This window comes from Fibrobacter sp. UWT3, from assembly GCF_900230125.1.
Lineage (GTDB): Bacteria > Fibrobacterota > Fibrobacteria > Fibrobacterales > Fibrobacteraceae > Fibrobacter.
Map to the genome: position 1 here is coordinate 552908 of NZ_OCSS01000002.1, position 12614 is coordinate 565521.

Genomic DNA, 12614 nt, shown 5'->3' on the forward strand with positions numbered 1-12614 from the left:
TTTCGGGCAAAAGAAATTTGGGACAGCCGAGGGGCTGCCCCAAATTGTGTGTTGAGGTGTAAGTTCTTGTTATTTTTCCGGCGTTTCGGTAATGAACTTGACAACGTCCTTGCCGACTTCGTCGTAGTACTTGTCCCAGATGTCCGAAACTTCGTCGATAATCTTCATGTTGTCCATCTCGTACGGCCTCGTTACCTTGGGCGCGAGACGCATCACGTTGTCCTTGCCGAGGTTCGCCTTGGCCATGAACTTGCCGGAGTTGCCCGTGCGTGCCACCCATTCGTCGAGAATGTACTTGCCCCAGCCGATGATGCTCTTGTCCGTGAGTTCTGCAGGCGGATGGTCCATTCCCGTGTTGAACGAGATGATGCGCAGGTTGTCCTTGTAGGCCTTGTACCTGACCAGTGCGGATTCGAGAACCATGACGGGGTCGTTCGCCCACATGCCGCCATCGCAGTAGATTTCGGTATTGCCCTTCCATTCGCGGCTCACGGTGTTGAAGTACGTGGGCGCAGAACAGCTCGAAAGCACGGCGAACCACTGCGGCGTATCGCCGTCGTCCTTGCCCCATACCTTTTCCACGCTCTTGCCGTTCAGGAACGTTGCCGGAATGTAGACGGGCTTCTTGAATTCGTACATGTGCTTCTTGAAGTTTTCCTGGAGCATCTTCTTCAGGTACGTATTGTCGTAGCGGTAGTAGCTCTTCGACAATATGCGGGTCGAACTGACCTTCTTGAAAATCTTGGGAAGGTTATCCTTGTACAGGTTGTAGAGCGTTTCTGCGGTCATCCCGTTTGCAAGGCCGGTGGCTACGATGGAACCGGTAGACGTGCCCGCAAAGGCGTCGCCGACGCTTGCAAGAGTCTTCTTTTTACCGAGATCCGCTTCGAGGCGGCGCATAAACTGGAGAGGCCCGATTCCGAGCGCCCCGCCGCCGGTGATAGAGATGCCGAGTTTCATTCTATTACTCCTGTTGTAGATAACGTTGTTCTTTGAATGACGTATAAAATAATTATTTTTGTGTGATTGAAACATCGTTTCTTGGTAAAAGATTTTCTACATTTTGGATACTTTTTGGGGGTAGAAGGCGAGGTCGTTCCGGTTTTAGGCTTGGGTCGAGTGGTCCGGAATATCTATATTTTCTACTGAAATGCGTATCAAGGAATCATTTAGCGGTCGCCGGTTCAGGTCGATGCTCTTTACGGCATCGGTATCCGTCTGTGCTGAATTCGTGAACGTTTTCATCGACAAGGTGGTCGCGGCGCAGTTCCTGGGCGATACCGCACTTGCTGCAATCTCGTTCTTTACCCCGCTATTCTCGTTCATATTCTTCATGAGCGCCGTCGTGATGGTGGGGAGCCTCGTATGCTATTCCATCGAACTGGGGCGCATGAACAAGGAGAAGGCTGACCGCTTTTTTGGCCAGAGCCTTATTCTCTCGTTTATTGTCGGCGTGTTCATGGTCGTGCTGTTTTCTGCAGGCAAGGGAATCATGTTCGGCGTCATGGAGGTTGAACCCGAACTGCTCAACTACGTGAACGAGTTCTACGGCTGGTTCCTGGGGCTCGCCTTCATTATCCCGCTGAACAATACCTTGCAGGAGATGGTCTACGTGGACGGCGACACGGGAACCTGCAAGGCCTCGTATGCCGCGCTCCTGCTCGGCAACCTCGTTCTTTCGTGTATATTCTGCCGGTTCATGGGAATGTCAGGGATTGCCCTCGGTACGCTCCTGTCGGTGATGCTCAGCATCATAGTACTTTGTACGCACTTTGCCCGCAAGAACAATTCGCTCCGTTTCGTGTGGTACTTCAACATGCGCGATTCCATGTCGGTAATCCGGTTCAGCATCGCGGAAGCGTGCGAGTTCTTTTTCTTTGCGCTGTTTGCTGGTCTCATGAACCTTTACTTTGTTGCAAATTTCAGCAGTGACCGCATTACGGTGCTTTCGGTTATTTACGAAATCGTGGAACTGAGCGTCGTGTTTAACGGCATATGGATGGCGGCGGAACCGCTCATAAACATCTATCGTGGCGAAGATAATGACCGTGGCGTGCTCCAGGTGATGCGCTTTGTGAACTGGACGGTGCTCAAGGAGAGCCTGCTTGCGACCGCGATTCTCCTGTTTTTTGCCCCGCTGCTCACGCACGTGTTCCATATCCGTTCCGAGGAGCTCGCCGGTGAAATGGCGTTTGCGATACGCGCGTGTGCCGTAGGCCTATGCCCGCTAGCTCTGGTGAAAATCTACGCGGCGTTCCACGTACACGAAAAGCCTGTGCTCTCCTTCATATTCATTCTCTTCGTGATGTTCCTGAGCCCTGTCGTATGCGTGATGGGTGCGGGTGCGCTGTGGGGCGGCGAATACGTGTGGCTGGGCTTTGGTGCGGCTCCCTTCTTGGCGATGGGGCTATGCGCGGGCGTACAGGTGCTGATTTATGGCAGGGCGCGATTCCCGCTGTTGCTCGAACACCTCACGGTTGCGGATTACTGGCACATGCACGATATGCTCCTGACACCGGAAAACCTGATTGCCTACCGCGACAGCGTGGGTGAACTGCTCAAGCGCAAGTCGGTGAACGAGATGAGTGTCGTGAAGGCGATGCTGTTGCTCGAGGAGATGGGCATGAGCGTTTATGAACGTAATGCCGGCCGCCGCGTGTTTGTCGAATTTGCCGTGCTCTTGCGCGAAAGGGACTTTGTGCTTGTTATCAAGGACGACGGCAAGATTATGGACCTTACCGATTTGGAACAGTCGGTGACGGGCCTGCGCGCCTACCTGGTGAACATGTTCATGACTGTCCAGCGCGAAAAGCAGTACCTGCTTACGTCAAACTACAACCGGCACGTTTTCCGGTTTGAACGTTAGTGGATATCCATTTTCGAAAATAGATTCAGCACGGCAACGCCTGAAATAATCAGGACGAGCCCGATGATGGCGCCCAAATCCGGCATCTGCTTGAAAAAGTAGATGCCGCTTATTGTAATGAGGGCGATGCCGAGCGCCGACCAGGTGGCGTACGCGATGCCGATGGGGATGGTGCGCAGGCAGAGGCTCAACAGGTAGAGCGACGCCACGTAGCAGACGAGCGAGGCGATGGACGGGACTAGCTTGGTAAACTGTTCCGACATCTTGAGGAGGGTGGTGCCGGCCGCTTCTGCGACAATGGCGAGGATGAGGAATACGTAGTTGAGCATAGGGAGAATATACAAATTAATAGTACGGCTTACGATCGACGATGTTTTTGGTGCTTGCGCGAGAGGCTTACATACTGAGTGTTTGTTTTGCGTTGATTAGTATGTAATTTTTCCCGAAAAAAGTCATTTTTTGGGGTTTTTAGGGAAGAAAAGTTGTCTGAAATAGGGAAAATGCTCTCAGAAAGGGTGCTTTGCGGATTTTTTTACATACTTGAGTGCGAAATTAGAGCTTTTAGTATGTAAGGGTGCGCGGCAAAAGCTTTTTGACCGTGCCTTATTTATATTTAAAACCATGCCGAGTTCAGAGAAGTTTCGTGACCATGTTTTGGAGCAGTTCAATGGAAAGCTGCTTGAAGGCGGATTCCGCGTGACCACCCGCAAGATGATGGGCGAATACATCCTCTATGCTGACGGGAAAATTTTCGGCGGGATTTACGATGACCGCCTGCTGGTGAAGCCTGTGCCCGCGGCGCTTAAGCTGTTGCCGAACGCGAAAAAGCAGTTGCCCTACGAAGGAGCGAAGCCCATGCTCCGCGTGACTGACGAACAGATTGCCGATAGCAAGTTTTTGGCGAAGCTCCTGGATGCGATGCTGCCGGAACTCCCCGCCGCAAAGCCATCAAAGAAGAAGTGATGTCATTCTGGAGGCTCGAAGAGCCGATAGAATGTCATTCCCGCCGCTTTACTAGTCATCCCCGTCGCTTTACTTGTCATCCCCGCGAAGGCGGGGATCTATAATCCCGACGAACGCACTGAATTCGCAGATAACCAACGCCCTTTTTCAGGCGCGATAATATATCTTCATGAATATGGGGGTTAGGTATGTTCTCGCCGAAACACAATTTGCGGATTGTTCTGGCATGCGTGTGCATGCTCGTTTTTCCGGCATGGGCGGGTTCTTCAAAATCATATAGCGAAGACGAAAAGCCTACCGTGCTGGAGGTGATTTTGGGCCTTGCTGATTGGGCGACTTCTTGCGACAAGGACGATACGGAATGCCAGCGGAGAAAGGCGGCAGACGAGAAAGGTGCAGGCGAGAAAAGAGAGCGCGAACTCAAGGAATCCAGGAAAAAGTGGAACGAGAAAAACCGGAACTACAAGGACAAATATTTGGGATTGTCCTTGACTGCGCCTTTCGTCGCTGAAGATAGGGAGGTCATGTTTGGCCTGGAACTTACTGTGGGCCTGGTTTTTCGGTTTGGCGAGTTTTACGCAATGATGGGCGGGGGAGCGAATGCGTCGATGTCCTTCCTCAATGGGGAATTATTCTACAGGCCGCCAATCGACATGAACGGCATCTGGAAAATTGCGCCCGAAGTCGGCATGGGCGTGACATCTTATTGGCCGTTCGATAGCGACGATTATGTTGAACCGTTGTTCCACTATTCGCTGGGAGTCCGTTACGAGCATACCCTGCAAAGCCGCAAGAATATCATTGAAGACGAGGACGTGCTGATTAACGGGGTGAGCGCCGGTTGCGCCGTCTGGATGAACTACGCCGATTTTGCCGGCGTCAAGTGCGACGTCCGATTAGGGCTGTATTTGTAGGGACTATATTCTCGTCGCCGGGAAATCTCTTTTATGCTTTTACGAAAAGCAGTTCTTAACGCATGCTTCGAGGATTGCGGCGAAGGCGAGCAGGGTTATGCCGTACTTGGGGCGGAGTCTCTTGATTATGGGGAAGAACGCGTTGATGATGTACAAAGTAGATGCGACTAGGTAGCCTAGCGCGATGATGTATGCAGGCTGGCCCAGGCCGGAATAGAACAGGCCGTCGTATTCCCCGCGGGTGAAAGTTTCTAGGGAAAAGAAGAAAAGGAACGATGCGATGCTTAGGGCAATCTTGAAGTTCCTGAGCCAGAATTCTTCGGGAGGGAGGTTCGCTGACGGATCCTTGTCTTTCCAGATGTGCTTATTGAAAAAGGGGATGCATGTCGAATACCAGATGAAAATCCCGATTGCGGGGAGGAACTTGGCAAATTCGAAAATGAGCCATAGTTCAAGGTTCTTGGTAATGGAAGGGTCGCTAGCGATGGTGAACAGTAAACCGTCTTCAAGGCGGCCGCGTGGTCCGCGAAGTAAAACGAGAACGTAAATTGCGAATACGATTCCGAAGAGTATCAGGAACTGCTTAAATCCCTTTTTGTCGGGCAGGGGCTGCGGCTGCTTGAGGATTTTTTCCTCGTAAATTTTGAGATCTTTTTCGGTAAAATGTGCCATATTTTGCAATAAATGTAACTTAAAAGGGGAGAATTTGCTTTTTTCGGGGCAATTTTTGTATTTTAATGTCCGTAAAAATCATAGAGGTTAACTAAATGGATATTCAGGAACTTTCGGAAAAGGTTAGACAGCAGAGTGCTTTTTGCATGAATTTGCTGCGCGAAGTGGAAGGGACGGTGATTGGCCAGAAGGCTCTGGTCGAAAGCATTCTGACGGGTATCTTGGCCGACGGTCACGTGCTGCTGGAAGGCCTGCCGGGCCTTGCCAAGACGACTGCGGTGAAGGCTTTTGCCGATGCCGTGTCGCTAGATTTCAAGCGCATCCAGTTCACTCCCGACCTGTTGCCGGCCGACTTGCTGGGTACCACGATTTACAACGCGAAGGAAGCGAAGTTCGAGACCCGCAAGGGCCCGCTCTTTACGAACCTGGTGCTCGCCGACGAAATCAACCGTGCTCCTTCGAAGGTGCAGAGCGCCCTCCTTGAAGCGATGCAGGAACGCCACATCACCATCGGTGACGAGACGTTCAAGCTGGACGAGCCGTTCCTGGTGCTTGCCACGCAGAACCCGATTGAGCAGGAAGGTACGTACCCGCTGCCCGAAGCCCAGGTGGACCGTTTCTTGCTGAAGGTGAAGGTCAGCTACCCGAACAAGGCTGACGAAATGAAGATTCTGGACGCTGTTGCCGGTGCGGGGCTCCGTCAGCCGCAGGCTGTCGCCACGAAAGAAGATATCCTCGTCGCCCGCCAGCTGGTGAAGCAGGTGTACGTGGACGAACGCGTGCGCGAATACATCGTGAACCTGGTGCTTGCGACCCGCGATCCGGGCAGCATCAAGCGTAGCGACCTGGTGGGCTTTGTGGAAGTGGGCGCCTCTCCGCGTGCATCCATCGGCCTTGCCCAGGCTGCTAAGGCTCATGCGTTCATCCAGGGCCGCGCCTACGTGACGCCCGAAGACGTGAAGGCCGTCGCCATGGAAGTGCTCCGCCACCGCATAATCCTCAGTTACGAGGCTGAAGCGGAAGAAGTCTCTGCCGAGACTGTGGTGCAGAAGATTCTGGATTCTGTCGAGGTTCCGTAAACTTCGCGGTCATCTTTGGCCCATTAAACCCGCGCAGAAATCATTTGAAAAAAGAACGTCTCTTATCGGGGCGTTCTTTTTCTATTTTAAAAACATGAAATCTCGGCTGCCCCTATTGTTTACGCTGAATAGCGCCATTCTCGCTTTGGCGCTTTTGGGGGCGTGCTCGAATTCCCAGATGGAATGTGTGGAGGATCCCGGCGAAAATGCGGGCATCCTGGCAGTTGACTCGGTCAAGGTGCCTGTGATATCGGTCGATTCCCTTAGGCCGGGAATGATGCGTGTCGCGCCTAACGGGGTGTATGTCCTGTTGGGCGATGGCCGGATGCGGGTAAAATTGGATTATGATTATTCGCTTGGAATTCACGAAGTGACGTGTGGAGAATTTGATGCTGTCGCTAGGGAAGAAGATTGGTATTTCGTTTTGGATTGTGCGCAAGACGACTTGCCAGTGACTAATGTGACATATTATGATGCAGTGCTTTTTGCAAATGCCTACAGTAAATCGCTTGGTTATGATACAGTTTATACCTATCACCGGCAATTATTTAACTCGAGTTCACATTTCGTGAATCTGGAGGGCCTTGCGGTTCGTACGGATGTGGATGGTTTCCGCTTGCCAACGGAGGCAGAATGGGTGATGGCTGCATCGCTGTCGTGGAATCCTTGGCGGTATAGTTGGAATTCGTCGAATTCGAATTACGAGATTCATGCGCCTTGCGCTTTCCCGGATTCGCTAGGCTTTTGTGACCTGGCAGGAAACGTGCTTGAACTGACAAATGACTGGGCTGGCGATATTGTTGATGCTACTATCGCGAGCAGCATGGGAGCGCTAGCGGGGAACACCTTGCTTGAGAAGGTGGTAAAGGGAGGTTCTGTGTATCAGTCGGCGAACGACATGGACTTAGGTGGCAGGAAGGATGTCTATCCGGTGCAGGCTTCGGCTTTTTCGTCGTATATGGGCTTTCGTCTTGCTTTTGGAAAAATTCCGCATGCCACTTGGCTGGATGCTGGTGGTGATGTCGCTTTGAATCCTGTGACATTGAAAACATTTTCTTCGGATATTCGTCAAAAAATGGGAACCGTCCATTCGAAACTTGCGTTTAGGAACGATAAGTCGGGTAATTTGGCGTATGTGGATTTTTATGGAGGAATGCCTGGTGTTGTTGAGATTCCTGATAGTGTGCCTGTTTATCACCCGGAAATTTCTCCAGATGGCAATAAGGTCGCTTTTTGTACGGGGATGGAAGGTGTCGGTGGCCCATCTTCGGTATATGTGAGGAGCCTGAATGCGGCCGGTCGGCTTGTCAAACTTGACGTGGAGAATGCGGCAATTCCTCGTTGGTATGTAAGTGAATATGGAGATACCTCTATCGTTTATGTTGATAATGCCGGTGACAATAGCAATGACGCTGATTTTTTTGCGAGTGGAACATGGATGGTTCCTTTTTCAAATGAGCAGTTCGGGAAACCGGAGAAAATTTTGGTGGGTGCCTATCACGGGGGTGTGTCACTGGCTGACCGCTATGCTGTTTCAGGTGCGCGCCGCCTTCGTGTGCATAGAAATGGTAAGGATGAAATCTGGTATGGTGGTGCGCAGGCGTGTAATGCATCGCTTTCGAAGGATGGAAATAATCAAACGCTTTTTCTTGATTTTGGCGGTGATGTGGGAAGGGCGTTTGCTAACGAGAAGTATGGTGTACACGAACGGCTGCTAGTTGTTGATAGTACCGGAAAGTTGATACATGCAATTCCAGCACCGAAAGGATATTCGTTTGACCATCCGGAATGGGTCGATCGTGATAATTGGGTGGTGACTGCGCTAGTTAATGCAAAAGGTGAACACGTAAAACTTGTACTAGTGAATGTTCTTGATTCTAGTGTGGTGGATTTGGTTGAAGGCGAGGAGTTATGGCATCCAAATTTATGGGTGATGTCGGAAGTTCCTTTCGGTGATGGCTATTTTGACTTGGACAGTGCCGGCATGTATTGGGACCCTATTTATCAGGGTGGCTTAAGAACTGTAGGGCTGAAAATGCGGATGTTCTGGGATATGCATGATTCCTTGGAGGTGATTGCTGTAGGTAGTTCTCGCACGGAAAGTGGATTTGATCCCGCATATATTTCGAAACAGGCGCTTAATTTTGGATATCCAGGCGGAGATATATGGGCTGGTCTCTATTTGATGGAAAACTATTTCGTGCCGCATACAAGGAATTTGAAATATTTAATATTCGAAATATCGTATGATTTGATGAATCAGTCATTGAATGCCAGAAATCAAACTGCATTAGGGCAAGCATCGGGATACTTTTATGATAAGAACCATAACTTCTGGAAGGATGGAGTGCCAGAAAACTTTGTGCGGGTTGTTGATGCGAATGTCCCATATACGAGCGAAGATTCGTTGCTCTATGTTAGTACGCGCGGATTGCTTAAGAAGGAATCACATGGTTGGGGGGATGAACCTATAATTGATCGGGACTCGATTATGCGAGAGGGTGAGTACCGACGTTTTATGAAAAGTATTGACAGCTTGACTGCTTTTATTGATAGTACGCAGGACAAAGGGTTTAAAATAGTTGGGTTGATTTTCCCGCAATCTCCAGAATATGCTAATACGGGAAGTTATGGACGGCATGGAGTTAGTAGAAGCCTTGCGATGAAAGTAGCTGCGTATTTTGATTCGTTAGCGAATGTGTATCCTCATTTCGTCTTGATGGACGAGAATAAATTCGGAGCACATGACTACACGGATGCAATGACGAACGATTGCGACCATCTGAGTGTTGCTGGCGCGAAACAATTGTCTGTCCGATTAGATTCGCTGCTAAATGTTATTTCGCGATGACATCTGTCTTGGCGATTCTGTCGCCAATGCGTTTTCTCGTGATGATGAACGCGAATATCTCGATCCAGTTCAATAGCCAGGGAATGTTGCGCAGGATCCTTCTGCCTGCAGAAACTGGCGCCTTTGTCTCGGCATCGACAACCTTCAATCTCATTATCATTTTCCCGATGCTGCCGCTGCTTGGCAGGTCGCGGAAGATAAGGTAGAGCATGGCGATCATGCTTGAGATAAGCGCCCTTGACATAAGTTCGGCAGGATCTTTGGGAGCGTTGCCCTGCATGGTCGGCTGGATAATCAGGAAGAAGAACGGGATGTTGTTTATTAGGGCCGCTATGACAAAGTCGATGATGGTTGCGCCGAGTCTTTTGGAGTCCATGTTGTTTCCTTTTTTGTACTTGAAATTTAGTTTTCTTTTTTAGTTCCCGCCGGTTTCATCCCAGCTCCAACTAGAGGCATTCTTCAGTCCGTTGAAGTTGACGCTGCTTGTCACCTTTTCATTGTCCCATTTCTGCCAGAGGTGAATGACCTTGCCTTCCTTTGTCGAGATGACATATTCCCTTGCCGTGCTGCTCTTGTCGGATGTCTCGTACATTTCGATGTTGGTAATGGTGATGGGAATGCTCTTGCTTGTTTCCGTTGTTTCGACATTGGATGCGGCGTAGCCGGTGCCACCGATTGCCATCTTCGTAATCTTGGGCTCTTCCCAGTCGAAGGTCAACTCAACTTTTTTCCTGTCCTTGATGCCGATGAGCGCGAGAACGTCGGAATCTACCCGAATCATGAGCGTTTCCCATTCCTGTGGAGCCTTCTTTACGTACTTTGCGGCGCTTGCCTTGTCCATCTTCTTGTAGATGAGCCCGCAGTCGCCCTTGCTCTTGCTGAATTCCTCAATGGCGTTCCGGAACTTGACTGCCGTTTCTTCGATTTGCTTGTATTCTGCATCGGCCGTCTGTGCGCTCTTCTGTGCTTCGTCTGCAACCGCGCGCTGTTGCGATTCCCACTGGGCTTGCTGTATCGCGTAGCTGGGCTGCTTTCTCATTGTCTGAGCCATTATTTCGGCGTCTTCGTCGGTCATGCTGGGGTCGCTTGCGCGCATCTGCGTGACAATGCTTTCTGCGTAGTCTTTAGGTATGCCGTTGGAATTTCCGGCGTTGATTGCGGAAGCATTTGTGGAGGGCGAGCCACCTGCTTGTGCGGCGCCCGCAGTTGTGTTAGTTGCAGTTGCATTGCTTGCAGGATCGTCTATCCCGTTCATCGCGGCGATGACTGCCTTTTCGTTTGCCTTCACGACCTTGCAGTCTTTCTGGTTGGTGTTCTGCTTTAGTTCGGCGAACGGGTCAACTCCCATCTGCTTGAGTGTCGCCATCGTGTTCGCATCGATGTTCGTTTCGGCTATGACAAGCGATGCGCACTGGTTTATCATTGCAAGTTTGTTCAGGCGGTTCGGTGCCGCGATACCGTACTTCTGCAGGATAGTTTCGGCCTTCGCCTTGTCCTGCTTGCTTGTGGTTGCGATGTCGTCGCGCGAGAAGCCCGCTTCGTCGAGGGAGATGCCTGCATCGCTGAACTCGTTCTGAATTTGCTTGTAGTTCTTGGCCCAACTCTTTACGTCGGTATCGGTGATGCCTGCGGATTTTGCGTTCTGCGCGAATGCGGCAGATACCATGGCGCAAGTTGTGGCTAGGATAAGCAACTTTTTCATGTTACCTCGCTTTTCGGATTACTTCTTTTTGCGGAGTTTCAAGCAATCTTTTTGGATTTTATGGGCGTGTTTCTTGAAATCCTTTATCTTTTTCCAAAGGGCCGTTTTGGGGACGAGAATGGTATATGCTGGTCCGGAGCTTAGGTTGTCTGACATCACTGCAGTGGAATCCTCGATTCCGCAATAGTCAAAGAGCCAGAATTTTTCGCCGATATCGTGAGCGGACGTAATGGAGATGGCGTCGTCGTAGCAGCAATGCTCGTCATTGATTACGCAAAAGCATCCGCAAAGGTCTGCTATTTCCGGGATGACAAATTCGCCTTTGCTCCAACGGGCGTACAGGGAATCGTCAATCGCCTGGTTTTCCTTTTGCAGGGAAGGCTCCGACGATATGTCGCACTTTTGCCCGTGAAAATGCAGTGCTGGCTCTGCGTATATGTAGCATGCCAGAAAGAGGATTGTTTTCGGCACCGATTTCATCTCAAGAAGAATAATAGTTTAATTCTGTTGGCGGTGGGCGTCCTGTTTGAAAATCGTCTTGATGTATGCCTGCACCTGCTTGACGGAGAGAGGGGTGTTGCCGCTTTCGAAGGTGGCGATGAAGTTCTTGCCGAGGATGTAGCCGGTGGCGGCGTATCGGGAGATTTTCTGCACGGCGTTTTCGGTGTAGTCAGTGTCGCCCATCAGGCCGAAGTGCTCCCAGATGATTTCCTTGCGGGTGCGAACGTCGAGGCAGGTGAAGTCCGGGTAGAGCGTGCCCCAGCCCTTAATGCTTGCGGGGAATTCGTAGCGGTATGGGATGCCCGCGCGGTCGAGGGCGTCCGCGATGATGATCTCGGATTTTGAGCGGACGCGCACGCCCGTGCTCGTGAAGAATTCGGGTGCGTTGATTTCGAAAGGCTTGCCGGTGTAGGGGAGGTGCCGCCATCGGGCAATGAAATCCTCGTCGGGTTCGCGGACGGGCGTCACAAGGGGGCGGCGGCCGGGGTGTAGCCCCGTGAACGCGGTGTCGATTTCTTCGGGATGGTAATTCTCCGTCAGGTTGTTGAGTGCGATGATTTGCCTGCCGATGATGCTTGCAACAGCCGCGTTGTAATCGCGTTGCGCGATTGCCGCCGCCCTGCGTCGTTCCTTGCGGGGGAGGTATTTTCCGTTAGAGTTGCTGCCCTTGTCTACGAGATAGTATTGCGACCGGTCATGGTTGGTTATGACTCGCAATCTTCCTGTGGGTTGCTTTCCCTTGGGGAGTTTAGCCTTCAGTGCGATCAGTTGCTGAATCCGCTCGTTGGCGATTTGAATGAGTTGGTCTGCCATTTCCGTTCCTTTTTTCTGTGAAACAAAAAAGCGCTGATACGCCGTTTTAACGGACAATATCAACGCTTATGTGTCCCAAATATACAAAGTGTGTGCCAAAAAAACGAGTTGATGCTTTAGGCGGCAGTTGGATAGCATTTTTTTTGACTTTTGAACGTCTGTTTTTGCGGGGGCTTACATACCAAAGACGTAAATAGTGGTGGTTGGTATGTAAAAAAGGTTGCGAAAGAGCGAAAAGTGTCCCAAATGGGGT

At 50.9% G+C, this 12614-nt stretch carries 12 protein-coding genes; 5 read left to right on the forward strand and 7 right to left on the reverse strand.

Going from position 1 to position 12614, the window contains the following annotated elements; all coding sequences use genetic code 11:
• Positions 1-69: 69 nt before the first annotated feature.
• The gene (locus CRO08_RS10100) at positions 70-960 is read right to left on the reverse strand and encodes a patatin-like phospholipase family protein (RefSeq protein WP_176495121.1); all 891 of its coding nucleotides are present in this window, start codon (positions 958-960) and stop codon (positions 70-72) included.
• A 190-nt stretch (positions 961-1150) separates the two neighbouring features.
• Here CRO08_RS10100 and CRO08_RS10105 point away from each other — a divergent pair, with 190 nt between their 5' ends.
• On the forward strand, positions 1151-2866 hold the full coding sequence (locus tag CRO08_RS10105) for an MATE family efflux transporter (protein WP_097036093.1): 1716 nt from the start codon (positions 1151-1153) through the stop codon (positions 2864-2866).
• Here the strand turns inward: CRO08_RS10105 and CRO08_RS10110 are convergent.
• On the reverse strand, positions 2863-3195 hold the full coding sequence (locus tag CRO08_RS10110; RefSeq protein WP_097036094.1) for a multidrug efflux SMR transporter: 333 nt from the start codon (positions 3193-3195) through the stop codon (positions 2863-2865). The genes CRO08_RS10105 and CRO08_RS10110 overlap by 4 nt on opposite strands.
• A 292-nt stretch (positions 3196-3487) precedes the next feature.
• On the opposite strand from CRO08_RS10110, the gene CRO08_RS10115 reads away from it, so the two are divergent.
• Complete coding sequence (locus tag CRO08_RS10115; RefSeq protein ID WP_097036095.1) at positions 3488-3829, forward strand: TfoX/Sxy family protein; 342 nt, start codon at positions 3488-3490, stop codon at positions 3827-3829.
• A 236-nt stretch (positions 3830-4065) separates the two neighbouring features.
• Positions 4066-4743: a hypothetical protein gene (locus tag CRO08_RS10120; protein WP_141398320.1), complete on the forward strand. Its 678-nt coding sequence runs from the start codon at positions 4066-4068 to the stop codon at positions 4741-4743.
• Positions 4744-4782: 39 nt separating this feature from the next.
• Here CRO08_RS10120 and CRO08_RS10125 read toward each other — a convergent pair whose 3' ends face one another.
• Positions 4783-5415, reverse strand: coding sequence for a hypothetical protein (locus tag CRO08_RS10125; RefSeq protein ID WP_097036097.1), 633 nt, complete (start codon positions 5413-5415; stop codon positions 4783-4785).
• Positions 5416-5510: 95 nt separating this feature from the next.
• Between CRO08_RS10125 and CRO08_RS10130 the strand changes: the two genes are divergently transcribed.
• Together CRO08_RS10130 and CRO08_RS10135 are read left to right on the forward strand one after the other, a co-directional pair.
• Complete coding sequence (locus CRO08_RS10130) at positions 5511-6494, forward strand: MoxR family ATPase (protein ID WP_097036098.1); 984 nt, start codon at positions 5511-5513, stop codon at positions 6492-6494.
• A 94-nt stretch (positions 6495-6588) separates the two neighbouring features.
• Positions 6589-9345, forward strand: coding sequence for a TIGR02171 family protein (locus CRO08_RS10135; protein WP_097036099.1), 2757 nt, complete (start codon positions 6589-6591; stop codon positions 9343-9345).
• On the opposite strand, the gene CRO08_RS10140 is transcribed toward CRO08_RS10135, so the two are convergent.
• From CRO08_RS10140 to CRO08_RS10155, 4 genes are read right to left on the reverse strand one after another with little or no spacing between them, the layout of a single operon-like run.
• On the reverse strand, positions 9332-9721 hold the full coding sequence (locus tag CRO08_RS10140) for an RDD family protein (RefSeq protein ID WP_097036100.1): 390 nt from the start codon (positions 9719-9721) through the stop codon (positions 9332-9334). The genes CRO08_RS10135 and CRO08_RS10140 overlap by 14 nt on opposite strands.
• Before the next feature lie 39 nt (positions 9722-9760).
• Entirely contained in the window at positions 9761-11047 is a 1287-nt protein-coding gene (locus tag CRO08_RS10145; protein ID WP_141398321.1) for a hypothetical protein, read from the reverse strand.
• Between the two features lie 18 nt (positions 11048-11065).
• The gene (locus CRO08_RS10150; protein WP_141398322.1) at positions 11066-11518 is read right to left on the reverse strand and encodes a hypothetical protein; all 453 of its coding nucleotides are present in this window, start codon (positions 11516-11518) and stop codon (positions 11066-11068) included.
• 27 nt (positions 11519-11545) lie between these two features.
• On the reverse strand, positions 11546-12265 hold the full coding sequence (locus CRO08_RS10155; protein ID WP_141398323.1) for a hypothetical protein: 720 nt from the start codon (positions 12263-12265) through the stop codon (positions 11546-11548).
• Positions 12266-12614: the final 349 nt, after the last annotated feature.

Excerpts from the sequence above, each read along its gene's own strand:
- CRO08_RS10100 (WP_176495121.1), bottom strand. The coding sequence starts at position 960 with ATGAAACTCGGCATCTCTATCACCGGCGGCGGGGCGCTCGGAATCGGG.
- CRO08_RS10105 (WP_097036093.1), top strand. The coding sequence starts at position 1,151 with ATGCGTATCAAGGAATCATTTAGCGGTCGCCGGTTCAGGTCGATGCTC.
- CRO08_RS10110 (WP_097036094.1), bottom strand. The coding sequence starts at position 3,195 with ATGCTCAACTACGTATTCCTCATCCTCGCCATTGTCGCAGAAGCGGCC.
- CRO08_RS10115 (WP_097036095.1), top strand. The coding sequence starts at position 3,488 with ATGCCGAGTTCAGAGAAGTTTCGTGACCATGTTTTGGAGCAGTTCAAT.
- CRO08_RS10120 (WP_141398320.1), top strand. The coding sequence starts at position 4,066 with ATGCTCGTTTTTCCGGCATGGGCGGGTTCTTCAAAATCATATAGCGAA.
- CRO08_RS10125 (WP_097036097.1), bottom strand. The coding sequence starts at position 5,415 with ATGGCACATTTTACCGAAAAAGATCTCAAAATTTACGAGGAAAAAATC.
- CRO08_RS10130 (WP_097036098.1), top strand. The coding sequence starts at position 5,511 with ATGGATATTCAGGAACTTTCGGAAAAGGTTAGACAGCAGAGTGCTTTT.
- CRO08_RS10135 (WP_097036099.1), top strand. The coding sequence starts at position 6,589 with ATGAAATCTCGGCTGCCCCTATTGTTTACGCTGAATAGCGCCATTCTC.
- CRO08_RS10140 (WP_097036100.1), bottom strand. The coding sequence starts at position 9,721 with ATGGACTCCAAAAGACTCGGCGCAACCATCATCGACTTTGTCATAGCG.
- CRO08_RS10145 (WP_141398321.1), bottom strand. The coding sequence starts at position 11,047 with ATGAAAAAGTTGCTTATCCTAGCCACAACTTGCGCCATGGTATCTGCC.